This is a genomic window from Pedobacter frigidisoli, from assembly GCF_032678525.1.
GTDB lineage: Bacteria > Bacteroidota > Bacteroidia > Sphingobacteriales > Sphingobacteriaceae > Pedobacter > Pedobacter frigidisoli_A.
Genome location: NZ_JAVTSE010000004.1, coordinates 84,983 through 103,835, shown reverse-complemented (window position 1 = coordinate 103,835; position 18,853 = coordinate 84,983). Strand labels below are relative to the sequence as shown.

At 38.5% G+C, this 18,853-nt stretch carries 20 protein-coding genes; 15 read left to right on the top strand and 5 right to left on the bottom strand.

All coding sequences use genetic code 11. From position 1 onward, the window contains the following. Positions 1-8 precede the first annotated feature (8 nt). From R2Q80_RS12440 to gpmA, 5 genes are all read left to right on the top strand, one after another. Positions 9-602: a hypothetical protein gene (locus tag R2Q80_RS12440; RefSeq protein ID WP_316799915.1), complete on the top strand. Its 594-nt coding sequence runs from the start codon at positions 9-11 to the stop codon at positions 600-602. Positions 603-604: 2 nt separating this feature from the next. Next, positions 605-1,051, top strand: a complete 447-nt coding sequence (locus R2Q80_RS12435; protein WP_316799914.1) for a GNAT family N-acetyltransferase — start codon at positions 605-607, stop codon at positions 1,049-1,051. 40 nt (positions 1,052-1,091) lie between these two features. Further along, positions 1,092-2,207 (top strand): M42 family metallopeptidase, encoded by a 1,116-nt coding sequence (locus R2Q80_RS12430; protein ID WP_316799913.1) that lies wholly within the window; start codon positions 1,092-1,094, stop codon positions 2,205-2,207. Beyond that, entirely contained in the window at positions 2,207-2,482 is a 276-nt protein-coding gene (locus R2Q80_RS12425; RefSeq protein WP_316799912.1) for a hypothetical protein, read from the top strand. Before R2Q80_RS12430 ends, R2Q80_RS12425 begins: the two co-directional genes overlap by 1 nt. Positions 2,483-2,582: 100 nt before the next feature. After that, positions 2,583-3,275, top strand: a complete 693-nt coding sequence (gene gpmA, locus R2Q80_RS12420; protein ID WP_316799911.1) for a 2,3-diphosphoglycerate-dependent phosphoglycerate mutase — start codon at positions 2,583-2,585, stop codon at positions 3,273-3,275. A gap of 30 nt (positions 3,276-3,305) precedes the next feature. Here the strand turns inward: gpmA and xth are convergent, their stop codons facing one another. After that, positions 3,306-4,079 carry an exodeoxyribonuclease III gene (xth, locus tag R2Q80_RS12415; protein WP_316799910.1) on the bottom strand — a complete coding sequence of 258 codons (774 nt, stop codon included), beginning with the start codon at positions 4,077-4,079 and terminating at the stop codon, positions 3,306-3,308. Between the two features lie 144 nt (positions 4,080-4,223). Between xth and R2Q80_RS12410 the strand changes: the two genes are divergently transcribed. Then, entirely contained in the window at positions 4,224-4,667 is a 444-nt protein-coding gene (locus R2Q80_RS12410; RefSeq protein ID WP_316799909.1) for a hypothetical protein, read from the top strand. Continuing rightward, positions 4,657-5,154 carry a hypothetical protein gene (locus R2Q80_RS12405; protein WP_316799908.1) on the top strand — a complete coding sequence of 166 codons (498 nt, stop codon included), beginning with the start codon at positions 4,657-4,659 and terminating at the stop codon, positions 5,152-5,154. The genes R2Q80_RS12410 and R2Q80_RS12405 overlap by 11 nt, the downstream gene beginning before the upstream one ends. Positions 5,155-5,311: 157 nt before the next feature. Here R2Q80_RS12405 and R2Q80_RS12400 read toward each other — a convergent pair whose 3' ends face one another. From R2Q80_RS12400 to R2Q80_RS12390, 3 genes are all read right to left on the bottom strand, one after another. After that, positions 5,312-5,830, bottom strand: coding sequence for an RNA polymerase sigma factor (locus tag R2Q80_RS12400; protein ID WP_316799907.1), 519 nt, complete (start codon positions 5,828-5,830; stop codon positions 5,312-5,314). 123 nt (positions 5,831-5,953) lie between these two features. After that, on the bottom strand, positions 5,954-6,604 hold the full coding sequence (locus R2Q80_RS12395; RefSeq protein WP_316799906.1) for a response regulator transcription factor: 651 nt from the start codon (positions 6,602-6,604) through the stop codon (positions 5,954-5,956). Positions 6,605-6,644: 40 nt separating this feature from the next. Beyond that, entirely contained in the window at positions 6,645-7,721 is a 1,077-nt protein-coding gene (locus tag R2Q80_RS12390) for a PAS domain-containing sensor histidine kinase (RefSeq protein ID WP_316799905.1), read from the bottom strand. 281 nt (positions 7,722-8,002) lie between these two features. Here R2Q80_RS12390 and R2Q80_RS12385 point away from each other — a divergent pair, with 281 nt between their 5' ends. The 7 genes from R2Q80_RS12385 to R2Q80_RS12355 all read left to right on the top strand — a co-directional run bounded on the left by R2Q80_RS12385 (position 8,003) and on the right by R2Q80_RS12355 (position 16,122). After that, a complete protein-coding gene (locus R2Q80_RS12385; protein WP_316800289.1) occupies positions 8,003-8,449 on the top strand; it encodes a DUF1801 domain-containing protein in 447 nt (148 codons plus the stop codon). Positions 8,450-8,576: 127 nt separating this feature from the next. Further along, positions 8,577-10,994 carry an alpha/beta hydrolase family protein gene (locus R2Q80_RS12380; RefSeq protein WP_316799904.1) on the top strand — a complete coding sequence of 806 codons (2,418 nt, stop codon included), beginning with the start codon at positions 8,577-8,579 and terminating at the stop codon, positions 10,992-10,994. Between the two features lie 149 nt (positions 10,995-11,143). After that, complete coding sequence (locus tag R2Q80_RS12375; RefSeq protein ID WP_316799903.1) at positions 11,144-12,040, top strand: J domain-containing protein; 897 nt, start codon at positions 11,144-11,146, stop codon at positions 12,038-12,040. Positions 12,041-12,044: 4 nt separating this feature from the next. Beyond that, positions 12,045-12,350, top strand: coding sequence for a chaperone modulator CbpM (locus R2Q80_RS12370; protein WP_316799902.1), 306 nt, complete (start codon positions 12,045-12,047; stop codon positions 12,348-12,350). Between the two features lie 96 nt (positions 12,351-12,446). After that, positions 12,447-14,018, top strand: coding sequence for a helicase HerA-like domain-containing protein (locus R2Q80_RS12365; protein ID WP_316799901.1), 1,572 nt, complete (start codon positions 12,447-12,449; stop codon positions 14,016-14,018). Between the two features lie 137 nt (positions 14,019-14,155). After that, the gene (locus R2Q80_RS12360; RefSeq protein WP_316799900.1) at positions 14,156-15,055 is read left to right on the top strand and encodes an NDP-sugar synthase; all 900 of its coding nucleotides are present in this window, start codon (positions 14,156-14,158) and stop codon (positions 15,053-15,055) included. Beyond that, the gene (locus tag R2Q80_RS12355) at positions 15,046-16,122 is read left to right on the top strand and encodes an aminoglycoside phosphotransferase family protein (RefSeq protein ID WP_316799899.1); all 1,077 of its coding nucleotides are present in this window, start codon (positions 15,046-15,048) and stop codon (positions 16,120-16,122) included. The genes R2Q80_RS12360 and R2Q80_RS12355 overlap by 10 nt, the downstream gene beginning before the upstream one ends. Before the next feature lie 179 nt (positions 16,123-16,301). On the opposite strand, the gene dnaK is transcribed toward R2Q80_RS12355, so the two are convergent. Further along, the gene (gene dnaK / locus R2Q80_RS12350; RefSeq protein ID WP_316799898.1) at positions 16,302-18,206 is read right to left on the bottom strand and encodes a molecular chaperone DnaK; all 1,905 of its coding nucleotides are present in this window, start codon (positions 18,204-18,206) and stop codon (positions 16,302-16,304) included. A gap of 253 nt (positions 18,207-18,459) precedes the next feature. Here dnaK and R2Q80_RS12345 point away from each other — a divergent pair, with 253 nt between their 5' ends. Further along, positions 18,460-18,822 (top strand): DUF1304 domain-containing protein, encoded by a 363-nt coding sequence (locus tag R2Q80_RS12345; RefSeq protein WP_316799897.1) that lies wholly within the window; start codon positions 18,460-18,462, stop codon positions 18,820-18,822. The last annotated feature ends 31 nt before the right edge of the window (positions 18,823-18,853 follow it).

Here is an 18,853-nt window from a genome sequence, read left to right as displayed (position 1 = left end):
AAACAACAATGACATCTAAAACCGCAATCAAATTAATCCTGCTCACGATAATGTGTAGCTTAACAATTTCACAATCGAAAGCTCAGGACAGCACTAAAGTTGCCCAGGCGACAGAAGTGATTTCACTAAACAAAATCAGGTTATCGGTACTTGGTATCAATTATGAGAGAGAACAGAAAGTGGGCAAAACAACATCTGTATATTTTGGAGGAGGAGCTGAGGGGGCATTTATTTACCAAACAGAAATACTAGTGGATAACAACTACAATTTTACTACAAATACTACTTCTGATTTTAAGGTATACCCCGTACTTAATGCAGGATTCCGGCATTATTACAATTTCGAAAAAAGAAATAAAAAAGGAAAGAAAACCATAAACAATAATGCCGGGTATGTTGGACTGGATTTATTGGGAATTATTCCTACTACAAGCAATACACTTTATGGATATCAAATCAACATTATGCCACAATGGGGCTTTCAAACCTGGATTGGCAAGAAAATAAATTTCGAACTTGCGCTTGGACCGATGGCATCTGTTACTAAAGTTGATACCTATTTTAATATTGGAGGGAAACTTGGTTTCAACTTTTTATTGTAAATATGGCACTGGTACAAATTGAGCAAATATTCCCTTCGCTTACCTGGCGGATTCGGCATGAAGTGATGTACCCGGACCTGCCTTTGGACAGTGTAAAACTTGCGGAGGATTTCGAGGGAACACATTTCGGGCTTTATCTTGATCATAAACTGACAGGTGTTGTGTCATTATTTCACACCGGAGATGTGTATCAGTTCAGGAAACTGGCAATATCTAATCAGGTACAGAAATCGGGACTTGGAAGTATGCTAATGGAATATCTATTGGATTATTGTAAAATTCAGAAGGCATCTAAACTATGGTGCAATGCGCGGGTAAATGCTAAAGAATTTTATTATAAATTTGGCTTTCATGAAACAGAAAAAACCTTTTTTAAGGATGGGTTTGATTTCGTGGTAATGGAATTAATAATAACTAATGAAGAACCAACAGCGCATGAAAACGTATAATTTGTATGTTTCAGGAATCTGGGGGTAAAATCAATATCATATGGCTAAGAAAAAAGACGACGAAAAGAAAAAGCACAATACTGTAGTTACCAAAAAATCATTACAGTTTTTAGAAGAATATATTAACAACCCTGCTCCTACCGGTTATGAATGGGAAGGACAGAAACTGTGGCTAAACTATTTGAAACCATATATCGACGAGCATTTTGTAGATAACTATGGAACTGCTGTTGGGGTGATTAATCCTAAAGCTGAGTATAAGGTTGTAATTGAGGCGCATGCCGATGAAATTTCGTGGTACGTAAATTACATCACGAATGACGGGCTAATTTATGTTATCCGTAACGGAGGTTCAGATCATCAGATTGCTCCATCGAAACGTGTAAATATCCACACTGAAAAGGGTTTGGTAAAAGCTGTATTCGGCTGGCCGGCTATCCATACGCGTCATGGCGAGAAAGAGCAGGCACCGGAACTTAAAAATATCTTTCTGGATTGTGGCTGCACGTCGAAAGAAGAGGTTGAGCAACTGGGGATACATGTAGGTTGCGTAATCACTTACGAAGATGAATTCATGATCTTAAACGACCGTTATTATGTAGGCCGTGCGCTAGATAACCGTGTGGGTGGCTTTATGATTGCTGAAGTTGCGCGTTTACTGAAAGAAAACAAAAAGAAATTGCCTTTTGGTTTGTATATTGTAAATTCGGTACAGGAAGAAATCGGTTTACGAGGAGCGGAAATGATTGCTCAACGTATTAAACCGAACGTAGCTATTGTTACGGATGTCACTCACGACACGACTACACCAATGATTAACAAGAATACTCAGGGTGATTTATCGGCTGGAAAGGGCCCAGTGGTATCCTATGCACCTGCAGTACAAACCAACCTGAATAAATTGTTGATTAAAACAGCTGAAAAAAATGCGATTCCTTTTCAGCGTCAGGCTTCATCAAGATCTACAGGAACTGATACTGATGCATTTGCATATTCAAATGGAGGTGTTCCATCGGCGTTAATTTCCCTGCCCTTGCGTTACATGCACACTACTGTAGAAATGGTGCACAAAGAGGATGTTGATAATGTCATCAGCTTAATTTATGAAAGTTTACTGAACATTAAAGACGGGCAGGATTTTAGAGAATTTAAATAATGGTGGCCGAAAAAATAAACTATGGTAAAATCGTAGTTAAAACTTTGATACGGGTTTTACTGATGATTGTTATCATTTTTACCTTAAACTCCTGGCCAAGCATAAAGGCAAGTTTTAATGGAAATGCGCCAACATTCAGTTACTGGCTTGATCATAGTTTCAAACCCAGCAACATTATTTTGATACTTGGATTTGGAGCATATTTCTTTTATAAAGACCTAACTGATCAGAAAGAAGCATTAAAAAAGCAACAGGAGATTAATGGAAATCAGTAAACGAAAGGCTTGAATTTATAGTTCAAGCCTTTTTTGCCTTGTGAGGATTATTAAACTTATTTTGTAATAAACAATATGGCGCTTAGTTTGCTATGTATATATGAAGAAAAAAATCGTACTCATTCGCCACGGAGAAAGTGTTTATAATCTGGAGAACCGTTTTACCGGATGGACAGATGTAGATTTATCGGTAAATGGTTACGAAGAGGCAAAAAAGGCCGGAGAAATTTTAAAGAAGCATGATTACAATTTTGATATTGCCTTTACATCGCTGCTTAAACGGGCTATTAAAACCTTACATGTTATTTTAGAAGACTTAGATCATTTATGGATTCCGGAATATAAAAGCTGGCATTTGAACGAACGTTTTTATGGTGCTTTACAGGGATTAAATAAGCAGGAAACTGCGGAGAAATATGGATCTGTACAGGTGCAGAAATGGAGACGAGATCCGGAGGAGGAACCGCCAGCGGTAGATGAAAATGACGAGCGATACCCGGGTCATGATGCACGGTACCAATTTCTGGATGCTAAGGAACTTCCAAAAACTGAAAACCTTAGTGATACCATTGCACGTGTGCTTCCTTACTGGAATGAATCGATAGTTCCGGCCATTAGCAAAAATGAAAAGGTAATAATTGTTGCACATGGAAATAGCCTGAGGGCTTTAATTAAATATATTGACCGCTTAAGCAACGAGGAGGTAACTGCATTAGAAATACCAACGGCGAAACCGTTGGTATATGAATTAGATGAAGATTTACAAAAGATCAGGCACTATTATTTAGAATAGCGCTAATGAGACCTGATGGAAAATGAATGTCTACACTTCAACCTCTATCCAAACCGGACCATGATCACTTGTTTTTTCCCATCCCCTTACTTCCCGATCAACTCCTGCAGCTTTTAACCGATCAGTGATTTGCGGACTTAGCAAGAAATGATCTATCCTTAATCCGGCATTTCGGCCGTAAGCGTTGCGAAAATAATCCCAAAAAGTATAAATGGTATCATCAGGATATAATTTCCGAATTGCATCGGTCCATCCCTGAGCGATCAATTTCTCAAAAGCCTGACGGGTTTCAGGCCTGAAAAGGGCATCCTCAACCCACCTTTCGGGCTTATATGCATCTTTTTCTGTTGGAATAACATTATAATCACCTGCCAGAACAACTGGCAAATTATAACTTAATAACCTGGCTGCATGTTCAGTAAACCTTTCAAACCAGGAAAGCTTATAATCAAATTTCGGTCCGGGGGCAGGGTTTCCGTTCGGAAGGTAAAGACACCCAATAACGATACCGTTTATTTCAGCCTCTATATACCGGCTGTGCAAATCTTCGGGATCACCATCCAATCCTCTCCTTAATTCTTTAATCTCTAAATCTTTGGCGAGAATGGCAACTCCATTCCAACTTTTCTGGCCGTGCCAAATTGCCTTATAGCCTGCACCATTTATTGCTTCCAGTGGAAATTTCTCATCCGGTGCCTTCAGCTCCTGTAAGCAAACTATATCGGGCTGGGTTTCATTAAGCCATTTTAACAAAACGTGTAAGCGACCATTAATTCCGTTGACATTATAAGTTGCAATTTTCATAAGGTAAATTTGATGAAATAAAACCAGTTGTGAAACAAAAGTTGAGTTTCCCTGGCATTTTGATCTTTAAATATTTATGGCATTTTTTAGCTAGTTTCGAAAATTTGCACCTATCTTGCAAGTGATTAAGATCAATTCATATCAATGTTCAACGCAGTTTTAAACGTCCCGCCTGCCGAACCGATGGATATCCGTTGGTTTTACAATAAATATGCCGCCATGTTGTTAGGCTATATCAATGGAATTGTACAGGATCATCAAAAGGCAGAAGATCAAATGGCATTCATACTTACTTCTTTTGCGAAGGAATTTAACATTCAGGAAAGCAACAATCTAAGCATATGGCTTCAATTGAGGCAGTATGCGCAGAATAAGCTGGCAGAACAAACAGCAAACGTTAGTATTACACCCCGAAAGACCAAAAATCTTGAGGTGCTTAGCGAGTTGGAAAAAGAAATTTTTTGCGCTGTTTACTATGGTGGCAAATCCATTGCTTACCTGTCAGTTACACTAGGAAAAAATGAAGATGAAATTCGGAATCAGCTTCGGTTAGGTGTAGATAAAATGAGGAGGGTACGTGGAAATTAAGAAAATAATAGACAGTGGTTTGCTGGAAACTTACGTAATGGGAGTTGCCACTGCAGATGAAACCGCGCAAGTTTTACTCCTTAAAGAGCAAAGCGCTGAGTTTGAAGATGCCCTTGCAAAGCTGGAATATGATATGGAAATATTGGCTCAAGGAATGGCTATTGAACCTCCTGCTGCTGTTTTCAGAAAAATTGAAGAGGAGATAAATGAGATTCAACTTCGGGAGCGTAGTTTGAAAATACGTCCGGACTACGAAGATTTCGAAAAAACCAAAAAGGACAGCCGTGATCGATATATTGAGGTTGAGTCTGAATCGAATCAAATGCGAATACACAAAGCCTGGCGTTGGTTTTTTGCAGCAGTATTCATTTTAGGAAAAATCTTTTTAGCTACTGCAATTTATTTCTACCTGGAAAGTAAACAAGCTAAAGAACAAATTGAGGAACTGAAAACTGAATTGCAACAAAACCAGCGTGTAAAATCTTAAAGGTAAAAAAAGGGATAGGTTCCCCAACCTATCCCATATCTAAACCCAAACATGCGCTCAAACATGAAAGAGTGAACAAAAATAACAATTGTACACAAATTATTGTTTCATTTTTAGGCGATTAATTAGTTACATACCTGCTTAGTGCCGGCATAATCTAGGCGGCTGTCCTGTCTTTGTAATTTCTCAACATCTTTTTAAGCAGGCCTCTGGCAATATGAATTTTAGTTTTCACTGTACCTAGCGGAATATTGAGTTCATTTGAAATTTCGTGATACTTATATCCCTCAAAATACCTGCAGAAACAGTACCTGCAATCTTCAGGCAATGCTGTTAAGGCCTTTTGTATATCTTCCATCATAAACTTACCGGCCCCAGCATTGGAAGTTGCACTTATTACTAACTGTGCCGAAGACAGATCGTCTTCCTGTTGAACCAAATCATTCTTTCTTTTTACTTTATGATAATGGTTTAGAAAGGTATTCTTAAGTATAGTAAATAACCATGCCCTGATGTTACTGCCGAGTTCAAATTTTGCTGAGAACCTAAATGCTTTCATGAAAGTATCCTGAACCAGATCGGCAGCTTCATCTTCATCACGCGTATAGGATAATGCTTTATCAAATAGCGGTTGTTTATATTTATAAATATCGCACTCAAAATTTAGTGTTTCCATAGTAAACCGGGATAATGTATCAAAGTAACAAAACCGGCTATAGGGATGTTATTTGTAGAAATACCCGATTTTTTACGGTTTATTCAAAACACCTAATTTTGGATGGAAAAACACTCAAAATATCTACAGGACGTAGCCATTTATCATAGCAAAACGCACCAGAGAGGCAGAGTTTTTAGTACCTGTTTTGCTGATTAAAGCTTCCCTCTGACTTTCAACAGTACGCCTGCTTAAGTATAATTTATCAGCTATTTCCTGGTTGGTTAAGCCTTCTGAAATGAGTGTTAATACATTTATTTCACGCTCGGTAAAATTGATTTTATTACTGCTTTTTTGGGCAAGCATGTTTAACTGAGTGTTAAAACGTTCGAGAACTGAAATGCATAGGTTTGAGGAAAGATAGCGTTTTCCTTTCATTACATGCTGTAAACAGAACAACAATTCATCTTCTTCAATGTCTTTTGAAAGGTAAGCGAAAGCACCTGACACAAAGGCATTTGATGCATATTTTTCATCGTCGAGAATGGATAAAAGAACAACCTTGGTTTGGTATCCCCGTGTCTTAATCTGGCTTGTTAAACTGATGCCATCCAACTGTGGCATTAAAATATCTGAAAGGATTATGTCGGCTTTTAATCCTTTTTCAAGGAGTTCTAAAACGGCTGAACCATCTGATACATCTGCTACAACTTTGATGCCTTCATACTTTTCGATAAGCGCTTTTAGAGAAGTCCGGATAATGTTATGATCGTCCGCAAGAATAATGTTAATCATAACTCAAATATAACTTACGTTCATTTAAATTTAAAAATACCTACTTAGGCATCTCGATGTAAAAGGTTGTTCCGAGGCCAACCTGGCTCTCGAACCAGATTTTTCCTTGATGTAAATCAACAATTGCTTTGATGATGCTCATCCCGAAACCTCCGGATTCTTCCCCTTTTAATCCTGACCGCAGCGTTTGAGGCAAACGATTGAAGAGGCCAGGCTGCAGGGGCTCAGGAATTCCTATTCCATTGTCGGCAACAGTTATCAACACACTATTTTCTAACTCCTGAACATGAAGTTCGATAATGCCATTCTCATCGGTAAACTTCAGTGAGTTTGAAATCAGGTTATTGATTACCTGTAGAAATTTCATGCTATCCAGTTGCAGGAAAATTTTGTTTGCGGAAGCGGTAAAAATAAAGGTCCTGGTTTTTCCCAGTTTGGAGCGCTTAAAGAAACGGATTACATCGCGTAGTTCGAGCACGATATCTGCTCTTTCTTTACCGATTTCTACCTCAGATGATTTCAGGAATTCTTTGTTGATCATACTCCGGATCAATAAAAGGTTTCTTTCGCACATGTGTTTGATAAAGGCGACTGAATTTAGCATTTCCACATCTCCGGTTTTTTCTAAACCAAGTTGAATAGAGGATGCCGCCAGTTTCATTATCCCCAAAGGCTCTTTAAGATCATGCGCCAATACTTCGAGGGTAATATTTTTCCGGGAATTAATCTGTTCTATATGAATTTTATTATGCCTCATCACAGTGGTATCTTCTACGGTACCTACCAAATCAATACCCTTAATTTTATGTAATGGTGAAACAATTATTCTAATATACTTTTCGCGATCTGCAATCTTCAACCTCACCTCGTACTTTTTTTCTTCATTATCCAACAAACATTCTTCAAAACAAAACCTTGCATGATCGCGATCTTCGGGATGTAAGTGTTGCAATACTAAACGTGGCGATGATGCCAGGTGGCTCTGCTCAATTTCCAGAATTTCGGAAAGGGCTTTATTGACATAAGAAAACTTCTGTTCGTTTACCTGATACGTGAAATATCCCATTGTTGATAATGCGCCAAGTTGATAAAACAGGTCGTAATTTGGTTCAGACATATTGATTAGCATTTAAAGAAGTTACAGATGGCTCTTGTAGTGAATAAGTTTAATTTTCTGAATAACATCTTTTGTTCGATTTTAAGATATTAACATTTATTTGAAAATGTTTAAAATTATCTTACACAATAAAACCAAGTATTCGCTAAATTGTTTACCGTAAAAGGATGATAAAAAAGTCCTGTGAGCGGGACATCCGCGGAGGGCAGGCACACCATAAAAAGATTACTCTTTTCTGAAATAGCCATCATTTTGATGGCTATTTTTATTTTTTACCGACAATTGGTTTAGTCCACTTTAAACCCACCCATAATGGCAATTATAAAACAACTGAAAACGAAAACAACGTTAGTAACTTTTTAAACACTGTTGCCGACGATTTAAAAAGAAATGATTGCCATGAGTTATCGGCTATCATCACTGCCGTTACCGGCTTTGAGGCGAAGATGCGGGGAAGTGCTATCGTGGGCTTTGGCAGTTATCACTACTTATACGAGAGTGGAAGAGCCGGAGATGCTCCACTGGCTGGCTTTTCTCCGAGAAAAAATGCAATTGTAATCTATCTATCGGCTGAGTTCAAAGATCGTGAGGTACTTTTAGGTAAGTTTGGTAAACACAAAACCGGAAAAGCCTGCATTTACTTTAAAAGACTCCAGGATATTGATTTAGGGGTGCTGAAACAGATGATTACCAATTCTGTTGAAAGCATACAGAATCTTTATGGTTAAACCCAATGGGCAAACCGCCGGATGAAATTTATATTCTTTTTCAGAATTTTTTGCTTGTAAATAAGAAGTTACGCTTCAAGTATGCAAATTTTCCAATATTTGACTGTTATTTATCAAACAACCGGAAATGATTAAAAAACTTTACCTCTATCTATGCATAGCAGGTGCATGTGTATCTTTGAATACAGCTGCACAAGATGCCATTAACTATCAAAGCCCACCGAAAGAAATCTCGGATTTACTTTTAGCAAAGCCAACCCCTGGTGTTAGCATTGACGGGAAGGCAGAGTGGGTACTTTTTAGTGAGCGTAACTCATACCCCTCTGTAGAAGAACTGGCTATGCCCGAATACAGAATTGCAGGTTTGCGATTAAATCCTAATAATTATTCGCCGAGCCGGCAGAACTACATTAATAACTTCAGTTTAAAGAATATTAAATCCAACCAAACGTTTCAGGTAACAGGCCTTCCATCGCCGCTTTACGCAGGCAACCTTACCTGGAACCCATCGGAAAATAAGATTGCTTTTACAAACACCACTCAGAAAGGTGTTGATCTTTACATCATTGATATTGCAACTAAAAAAGCCAGTAAAATTAATAAGGCTTATTTAAACACAGTATTGGGAAGTGGTTTAACCTGGTTGAACGACCAAACCATCATTTACCGGGCGGTAACAAAACTGGCCAGCTCAGCCCCTAAAAAACCGCTTACCCCGAAAGGGCCAACCATACAACAAAACCTTGGTAAAGCATCTCCAAGCGTTACCTACCAGGATCTGATTAAATCGCCCTTTGATGAGCAGCTTTTTGAATTCTTTGCTACTTCACAGCTTGTAAAAAATACTAATGGAGTAGAGAGCCCCATCGGTAAACCCACTATTTATGCCCGGGTTACGCTGTCTCCTGATAAAAATTATATGATGGTAGAAACCATCCGCAAGCCTTTTTCTTACCTGGTGACAGCTTACGGATTTCCATCTACAATTGCTGTTACTGATTTGAATGGCAAAATGGTTAAAACCATTGCTGAATTGCCTTCATCGGAGGTATCTCCATCCGGATATGACAATTTACAAAATATTGCACGGGCATTTGACTGGAGAGATGATGAACCAGCAACATTAATATGGTCAAAACCTCTCGATAGTGGATTAATTAAAAACAATGTACCCTTCCATGATGCGGTATATTCATTAAGCGCCCCATTCACGGGAACTGAAAAGGAAATATTTAAAACTCAAACCCGTTTCAGGGGTGTACAGTGGGGAGATTCAAATCTTGCATTGATAACAGAAGGTTTACGCAGCAAGCAAACAAGCAAGGTAAGCAGATACAATCCTTCTACAGGCGCTGTTGAAGAACTTTATAGCCGCAACCAGACCGACGCTTATGGCAATCCGGGCACACCTGTGACGACAAAAAACAAATACGGCCGTCAGGTGGTCCATACTGTAGATAATGGAACAAAGTTATTAATGAATAATATAGTTGGTTCATCTGAAAAGGGTGATCTGCCATTTCTTGCAAAATTTGATCTTAATTCTAAGAAGAATGAAATTATCTGGAGGAGTGCTGAAGGAACATACGAGTATGTTAGTGATGTGATTAATCCGGAAAAACTGATTTTATTAACGCGCAGAGAAAGTCAAAAGCTAGTTCCAAACTATTACATAAAGAATCTGGTAATGAGGATTGCTGATCAGCCCATTACCAACTTCCCAAACCCCTACCCTTCTCTGGACGGAATAACCAAGGAAAAAATTTCATACAAACGTGCGGATGGTGTTGACTTAACTGGTGATTTATATCTGCCTAAGGGTTACAATAAAGAGAAAGATGGTCCATTACCGACACTAATCTGGGCTTATCCCCGTGAATTTAATTCAGCAGCGGATGCGGCACAAATCCGTGGGTCTAAAGATAAGTTTACAGCTATATCATGGGGCTCGCCAATTTACTGGGTAACCAGGGGTTATGCTGTACTAGATAATGCCGAAATGCCTATTGTTGCCAAGGATGGTAAAAAGCCGAATGATACTTTTGTGGAGCAGTTAAGCTTAAATGCAGAGGCTGCAATTAATAAACTTTCTGATTTAGGGGTAGGTGATAAAAAGAGAATGGCAGTTGGTGGTCATAGTTACGGGGCGTTTATGACAGCAAATTTATTGGCCCATACTAATTTATTTGCTGCAGGCATTGCCCGAAGCGGAGCTTATAACCGTACACTAACTCCTTTCGGCTTTCAGAATGAAGACCGTACTTACTGGCAGGTACCTCAGCTTTATTATGAAATGAGCCCATTTAGTTATGCTGATAAGATCAAGACACCACTATTACTGATTCATGGTGACTCTGATGATAATACCGGAACCTACCCGATTAACAGTGAGCGTTTATTTGCTGCAATAAAAGGAGCTGGTGGAACGGTAAGGTTTGTTTTTTTACCCTATGAGGCACACGGCTATCGCGGTAAGGAAAACATTCTTCATGCCTTATGGGAGCAAGACCAATGGTTAGAGAAATATGTAAAGAATAAGAAATAGCCGGCAAACGAATCAATGCCCCCTTAGAGGGGCATTTTTTTTTGGAATTAAATCAGTCATTTGATTAAAAAGAAGAGGAATGATTCCCTTTTAAGTACTTTTGACCCGTTACTATTTGAACATTGTTTATAATTATTTGTTATTGAAATATGGACTATATCGATTACTACAAAATTCTCGATTTAAAGAAAGATGCAACTACCGACGATATCAAAAAAGCGTATAGAAAGCTAGCCCGCAAACATCATCCCGACTTGAATCCCAATAACGAGGAGGCTAATAAAAAATTCCAGCAAATCAATGAAGCGAATGAAGTGCTAAGCGATCCGGAGAAGCGTAAGAAATACGACAAGTATGGTAAAGACTGGCAGCATGCAGATCAGCTGGATGCCCAGGAAAAGCAGCGAAGACAATATCAATCCGGCGGTGGAGGGTACACTGGAAATGACTACGAAGGAGGATTTGGAGGGGAAGATTTCTCAGACTTCTTTTCATCTATGTTTGGCGGAGCAAGAGGACGAAGCAGCAGAAATTCACCGTTTAAAGGACAGGATTATAATGCGGATTTACAGCTTAACCTAATTGATGCGTATACCACACACAAACAAACCTTGACAGTGAATGGGAAGCAGGTTCGAATTAATATTCCGGCCGGTGTGGAGAATGGTCAAAAGATTAAATTACCGGGATACGGGGCTCCGGGTGTAAATAATGGGCCGCCAGGAGATTTATATATTAAATTTAATATTATTGATCATCCAAGGTTTAAAAGAAAAGGAAATGACATCTATGTTCAGGAGGAAATTGATCTTTATACTGCTATTTTAGGTGGAGAAAAGATCGTCGAGACCTTAAATGGCAAAGTTAAGCTGAAAATTACAGAAGGTACACAACCCGATACCAATTTAAGACTAAAAGGAAAGGGATTTCCTGTTTATAAAAAAGAAAACGCATTTGGCGACCTGTATATTAAATGGCAGATCAAAATACCTACCAATCTTAACGCTGAGCAGAAAGAGTTATTTGAAAAACTTTCCAAAATCTAAACAAATGGAAACTCAACTAATTGCAATTGACGAAATATGCGCATATCACCAAGTCGAAATTAAATTTATCGAATCACTAGAGGATTTTGGACTGATCCAGACTACAATAGTGAAGAAAGTTACCTTTTTACCGGTATCTGAGCTTTCTAAATTAGAACGTTACATACGCTTAACGCATGATTTAGATATCAATATTGAAGGCTTACATGCAATAACGCAACTATTAGCACAAATAGGTGATGTGGAAAATGAAATGATTGCGCTTAAGAACGAACTAAATTATTATAAGCAGATGTATAGGTTGGATTAATCAATCGTTTGTGCAATAATTTCAGTAAATACTTAACCTTAAAACACAATTAATTAAAGATTAGTTTCTTAAATTGGCGTTCTAATTTCAAAAAACATGAGCGATTTGTCTTCGAAATTCATAGAAAAAATAAAATTATCCTATGCCCCTACAGGCTCATATATTTATTTAGGTGCTGGAATTTTGGAAGGACAGGTTTACAGTGATGCTGAAATAAACCTGTCGTTAAAAATGATGAACAGACATGGCTTAATTGCCGGTGCAACTGGAACTGGAAAAACAAGAACCCTCCAGTTGCTTGCTGAACAACTTTCTGACGCAGGTGTTCCGGTGTTCATGCTTGATGTTAAAGGCGATTTATCAGGACTGCATCAGGCTGGTGCGGTAAATCCCAAAATAGAGGAAAGATCTCAACAATTAAACAAACCTTTCAATGCATCAGGATTTCCATTAGAAATTTATTCACTATCAGGCAAAACAGGTGCACAAATGCGTGCTACCGTTCTTGAATTCGGCCCTACGCTTTTATCTAAAATTTTGGATTTAAATGATACGCAGTCTGGCGTGATGGCAGTGATTTTTAAATATGCTGATGACAATAAAATGCCCATCATTGACCTGAATGACCTTAAAAAGTTATTATCATATTTATCGGAAGGTGCTGGCGCAAAAGAAATTAAAGAAAGCTACGGAAGCATTTCGACTGCTACCTCGGGAACAATGCTCAGAAAAATTGTAGCAATAGAACAGCAAGGCTTAGGTGGGATGTTCGGAGAAAAGTCATTTGATGTAGCGGATCTTTTTGAAAGAATTGATGGGAAAGGCACAATCAGTTTACTAAATATCGCAGATGTACAAAATCAACCCGTTCTATATTCGACATTTTTACTCAGCCTTTTAGCTGAATTATTTAATACGATGCCCGAGGTTGGGGACTTAGACAAACCAAAACTTGTGTTCTTTTTCGATGAAGCACATTTGCTATTTAAAAATTCTTCAAAAGCATTTCTTGAACAGATTGAAACGATAATCCGGTTAATACGATCTAAAGGAATTGGAGTGTTCTTTTGTACACAGGCCCCGACAGATGTACCTGAAAGTGTTTTGGGGCAGCTAGGAAACCGGATTCAACATGCTTTAAGGGCTTTTACCCCTAACGATGTTGATGCATTGAAAAAAACTGTCAATACGTACCCAAATTCCGAATTCTACGAGATTGACAAGGTTTTAACTTCTTTAGGGACTGGCCAGGCATTAGTAACGGTACTAAATGAGAAAGGGATACCGACAGAGGTTTCTGCCACGATGCTAACCCCTCCGCGTGCCATGATGGGTCCGTTAACGTCAGCTGAATTCGATCAGTTGATACACGCAAGTCCCCTATTTGCAAAATATAAAGATCCGATAGATCCTGAGAGTGCCTATGATATTCTGACAAAGAGAATTAATGAGCAGGCCGCAGAAGCAGAACAGGAAAAAATCCAAGCAGAAGAGCAGAAACAGGAACAGCAGGTAAGTAAGGAAAAAGGGGCTAAAAGCCTCATCGAAGAGGTTATGGGTGCTACAATTACACGCCAGATTGGCAAGGATATTGTTAGAGGCATTTTCGGCATGCTTACAGGTAAAAAAACCAGAACAAAAAGCGGCGGTGGCCTGTTTGGATTGTAAAGTGTGATTTGCATTTTCAATAGTGCAAAATACCTATACTATAATTAATTCTTAAAATACTATTTTCGCAATATGAATTTGAGATGATGAATAATTTGTCATTAGCATTTTCATCTTTACAAGTAAATTAACAGTAAATGAAACCAACTTTATTGATTTTGGCTGCAGGAATGGCCAGCCGTTACGGAAGCATGAAACAGATTGATGGCTTTGGCCCTAACGGAGAAACCATTATCGACTACTCTATATATGATGCAATTAATGCCGGTTTTGGCAAAGTTGTGTTTATCATCAAAGAAGAATTTGTAGATAATTTTAAATCGATATTTGAACCTAAGCTTAATGGAAGAATTGAAACAGAGTACGTGTTTCAAAATTTCGATTTGAAGCAATTTGGCATCGATCAGGAAATTTATCGTGAGAAACCCTGGGGAACTGCCCATGCCATTCTATCTGGAAGAAACGTTATTAAAGAGCCTTTTTGCGTAATCAATGCTGATGACTATTATGGTTACGATGCCTTTAAAAAAATGGTTGACTTTTTAACTACAGATGTATCTGACAGCAATTACTCAATCATTGGATATCAGATTGGAAAAACATTATCTGAATTTGGTGCTGTATCACGTGGGGTATGTAAAGTAGATGCAGCAGGGAATTTAGAAGAAATTGTAGAGCGGACAAAAGTTTATCCGAAAGACGATAAAATATTTTACGAAGAGGATGGTGAAGAGTTTCCTTTAAGTTTCGAAACACCGGTATCTATGAATTTCTGGGGTTTTACACCTTCGGTATTCAAGATTACTGAAAAGCTGTTTGTAGAATTTGCACTGGCCAATCAGGACAAACCTAAGGCTGAATTCTTCATTCCATTAATTGGGGAGAACCTGGTGCGAACAGGTGAAGCTAGCTTCAAAGTTGTTCCAACATCAAATAAATGGTTTGGCGTAACATATAAAGAAGATAAGCCCTATGTTCAAGATAGCATTGATCAACTGATCAGGAACGGGGCATATCCTGAAAAACTATGGAGTTAAACCTAGACGCTGAAGTTCTAGAGGCCTACGGATTCAGTAAAGAGGATCTGGATATTGCACAAATAGGTACGGGATTAATCAACCGTACTTATTTGCTTTCTCCACTCATTGAGGGAAAAAAATATATTCTTCAGAATATAAACACAGTGGTTTTTAAGAAGCCTCAGGCTATTGCAAACAATTTGAGATCGATAGCTGATTACCTTTCAGGATTATACCCGCACTATCTTTTCATAAAACCAATTCAAACACTGAGTGGTGAGGAGATGTTTTTTTTTCAGAATGAATACTGGAGAATGTTACCTTATGTTCCTAACACGGTATCTCTGGATGTTTTAACGGAACCACAACAAGCATTTGAAGCAGCTAAACAATTTGGGAAGTTAAGCCGGCTGCTTGATCGATTTGACGCTTCTGGCCTTGAGCCTACTATTGAAGGTTTTCATGATCTGGAATTACGATTTGAACAGTTTCAAAGTGCCTTAAATGGGGCTTCAAATGACTTGAAAGCTCGAGCTCAGAACGAAATTGATGATGCCCAGAATCACCGGTACATTCTTGATTATTTCCAGTCCTACGTTCTGCTTCCCGACTTCCCAGACAGGGTGATGCACCATGATACTAAAATCAGTAATGTGCTTTTAAATACTCAAACTTATGAGGGGGTTTGTGTAATCGATTTAGATACGATAATGCCGGGTAAGTTTATATCGGATTTAGGAGATATGATGCGGACCTATCTTTGTGCATTCACGGAGAATGAAACTGATTTGAACAAGATAAAGATCCGACTGCCATATTTTGAGGCTACAATAGAAGGATATCTGTCTGAGATGAAACACATCCTTACCACAACTGAGAAGGAACTGATATTATTCTCGGGCAAGTACATCATCTACATGCAAGCATTACGTTTCCTTACCGATTTTTTAAATGGAAATATATATTACCCTACAGCATACCTGACACAGAATCTGGATCGCACAAAAAATCAGTTTAAATTACTGAGTGATCTCATTTCCAGAGAAACAGAACTTCAGGACATCATAGAAACTCATTTAGTTTAACTGGAGCAACATTTCAGTATAGATTTTGCTTCTTGATGTAATCTCACAATAAATAGCGATTAGTTTTCGCCCGAAAAGCGCAAGAAGAAATTGCTGAAAACTAAAAAGCGTTTCTGAAATTAATCAGAAACGCTTTCTTATTTACGGTCTTGCAACCGGTAAGCATCAGATGAAAAGATTTATTTTTCTTCTTTCACTTCTTCGAAATCAACATCAGTAACGTTATCACCGCCACCCTGAGGCTGACCGTCAGCTTGTGGTTGTTCACCACCCTGAGGCTGTCCGCCATCTTTGTACATTTCTTCAGAAGCTACATTCCATGCCGCTTGCAATTCAGCAGAAGCTGCATCAATATCCGCGAAGTTACGTGATAAGTGTGCTGCTTTCAATTTCTCTAAACCAGCTTCGATTGGCGCTTTTTTATCAGCAGATAACTTATCGCCAAACTCTTTTAATTGTTTCTCAGTAGAGAAAATTAAAGCATCAGCTCCGTTGATTTTATCAGCTTCTTCTTTTTGCTTAGCATCATCTGCAGCATTAGCTTCAGCCTCTTCTTTCATTTTTTTGATCTCAGCATCAGTTAAACCTGAAGATGCTTCGATACGGATTTTTTGCTCTTTACCAGTTGCTTTATCTTTTGCACTTACGTGTAAAATACCGTTGGCATCAATATCAAAAGACACTTCTACCTGAGGCACACCACGAGGTGCTGGTGGAATACCATCTAAAATGAAACGTCCAATTGTACGGTTCTGACCAGCCATAGGGCGCTCACCTTGTAAAATGTGGATTTCTACTGAAGGCTGGTTATCAGCCGCAGTTGAGAAAGTCTCTGATTTTTTAGTTGGGATTGTGGTGTTAGATTCGATTAATTTAGTCATCACACCACCCATAGTTTCGATACCTAATGATAAAGGTGTAACGTCTAATAACAATACATCTTTCACATCACCAGTTAACACACCACCTTGAATAGCCGCACCAATTGCTACAACCTCATCAGGGTTAACACCTTTACTTGGCTCTTTACCAAAGAAAGCTTTTACAGCATCCTGAATTGCAGGGATACGGGTTGAACCACCTACTAAGATAATTTCATCGATATCGCTTGTGCTTAAACCAGCATTTTTCAAAGCAGATTTACAAGGCTCGATAGTACGTTTAATTAAACTATCAGCCAATTGCTCAAATTTAGCACGAGATAATGTACGCACTAAGTGTTTAGGGCCGCTAGCATCAGCAGTAATATATGGCAAGTTAATTTCAGTTGAAGTTGTACTTGATAACTCAATTTTAGCTTTCTCAGCAGCTTCTTTCAAACGTTGTAAAGCCATTGGATCTTTAGCCAGATCCATACTGTTTTCCGATTTGAACTCTTGAGTTAACCAATCAATAATGATGTGGTCAAAGTCATCACCACCTAAGTGCGTATCACCGTCAGTAGATTTTACTTCGAAAACGCCATCTCCTAATTCTAAAACAGAAACGTCATGTGTACCACCACCACAGTCAAAAACAACGATTTTCATGTCTTTGTGTGCTTTATCTAAACCATAAGCTAAAGCAGCTGCAGTAGGCTCGTTAATGATACGTTTTACAGATAAACCTGCAATTTCACCAGCTTCTTTTGTAGCCTGACGTTGTGCATCATTAAAGTAAGCCGGTACAGTAATAACGGCTTCAGTAACTTCCTGACCCAGGAAATCTTCAGCAGTTTTTTTCATTTTTTGCAGAATCATTGCAGAAATCTCCTGAGGAGTATATTTTCTGTCGTCGATTTCTACGCGAGGTGTATTATTATCACCTTTCACAACTTTATAAGGTACACGACCAGCTTCTTTCGCACTTTCGTCGTAGCTGTTACCCATAAAGCGTTTAATCGAATATATCGTTTTTGTTGGGTTGGTAATAGCCTGACGTTTAGCAGGCTCGCCAACTTTACGCTCACCGTTTTCTGCAAAAGCAACAATAGACGGTGTAGTACGTTTACCCTCACTGTTTGCGATAACTACAGGCTCATTGCCCTCCATTACGCTTACGCAAGAGTTTGTTGTTCCTAAGTCTATTCCAATAATTTTTCCCATTGTATTTTTATTTTCTCTTTTTAAAGTATTATAATTTCTACTCCTGTTAAACAATGCTTGTGCCAATTGGTTTTTGGCAGATAATAAGGCTAAAAGACTGATAAAATGTTAAAAAACATAGCCGACAGTACTGACAGCATGACAGAAAGTTGAGGGACAACTGGGTTAGAGTTCCCGGCAGAAATCTTAAAAATGAAAGTTACCGCCGGTGAAATCAGGAAAGTTTCTATCTTTAATCATCAAATTCAAACTTATGCAAATTGCAGCTCAAATACTTATCGGAATTATTGCCCTTATCCATATCTATATCCTCTGGCTGGAAATGTTTGCATGGACAACTAAAGCACCCAAAGTTTTTAAGACGATACCACAACATCTATTTGCACCAACTAAAACATTAGCTGCAAACCAGGGATTATATAACGGCTTTCTTGCGGCCGGATTGATATGGTCGTTGTGCATATCCGATCATCACTGGAGGTTTTATGTTGCCATATTCTTCCTGACTTGTGTGATTATTGCGGGGATTTTTGGAGCTGCTACAGCGAGTAAAAAGATACTTTATGTGCAATCTATACCCGCTTTGGTAGCTTTGATTTTGTTGCATTTGAAATAATTACAAATCATCTTTACAACCGGTTAGGCAA

Bases quoted from the DNA above. Each gene is read 5' to 3' on its own strand.
- R2Q80_RS12440 (WP_316799915.1), top strand. From the start codon at position 9: ATGACATCTAAAACCGCAATCAAATTAATCCTGCTCACGATAATGTGT.
- R2Q80_RS12435 (WP_316799914.1), top strand. From the start codon at position 605: ATGGCACTGGTACAAATTGAGCAAATATTCCCTTCGCTTACCTGGCGG.
- R2Q80_RS12430 (WP_316799913.1), top strand. From the start codon at position 1,092: ATGGCTAAGAAAAAAGACGACGAAAAGAAAAAGCACAATACTGTAGTT.
- R2Q80_RS12425 (WP_316799912.1), top strand. From the start codon at position 2,207: ATGGTGGCCGAAAAAATAAACTATGGTAAAATCGTAGTTAAAACTTTG.
- gpmA (WP_316799911.1), top strand. From the start codon at position 2,583: ATGAAGAAAAAAATCGTACTCATTCGCCACGGAGAAAGTGTTTATAAT.
- xth (WP_316799910.1), bottom strand. From the start codon at position 4,079: ATGAAAATTGCAACTTATAATGTCAACGGAATTAATGGTCGCTTACAC.
- R2Q80_RS12410 (WP_316799909.1), top strand. From the start codon at position 4,224: ATGTTCAACGCAGTTTTAAACGTCCCGCCTGCCGAACCGATGGATATC.
- R2Q80_RS12400 (WP_316799907.1), bottom strand. From the start codon at position 5,830: ATGGAAACACTAAATTTTGAGTGCGATATTTATAAATATAAACAACCG.
- R2Q80_RS12395 (WP_316799906.1), bottom strand. From the start codon at position 6,604: ATGATTAACATTATTCTTGCGGACGATCATAACATTATCCGGACTTCT.
- R2Q80_RS12390 (WP_316799905.1), bottom strand. From the start codon at position 7,721: ATGTCTGAACCAAATTACGACCTGTTTTATCAACTTGGCGCATTATCA.
- R2Q80_RS12380 (WP_316799904.1), top strand. From the start codon at position 8,577: ATGATTAAAAAACTTTACCTCTATCTATGCATAGCAGGTGCATGTGTA.
- R2Q80_RS12375 (WP_316799903.1), top strand. From the start codon at position 11,144: ATGGACTATATCGATTACTACAAAATTCTCGATTTAAAGAAAGATGCA.
- R2Q80_RS12370 (WP_316799902.1), top strand. From the start codon at position 12,045: ATGGAAACTCAACTAATTGCAATTGACGAAATATGCGCATATCACCAA.
- R2Q80_RS12365 (WP_316799901.1), top strand. From the start codon at position 12,447: ATGAGCGATTTGTCTTCGAAATTCATAGAAAAAATAAAATTATCCTAT.
- R2Q80_RS12360 (WP_316799900.1), top strand. From the start codon at position 14,156: ATGAAACCAACTTTATTGATTTTGGCTGCAGGAATGGCCAGCCGTTAC.
- R2Q80_RS12355 (WP_316799899.1), top strand. From the start codon at position 15,046: ATGGAGTTAAACCTAGACGCTGAAGTTCTAGAGGCCTACGGATTCAGT.
- dnaK (WP_316799898.1), bottom strand. From the start codon at position 18,206: ATGGGAAAAATTATTGGAATAGACTTAGGAACAACAAACTCTTGCGTA.
- R2Q80_RS12345 (WP_316799897.1), top strand. From the start codon at position 18,460: ATGCAAATTGCAGCTCAAATACTTATCGGAATTATTGCCCTTATCCAT.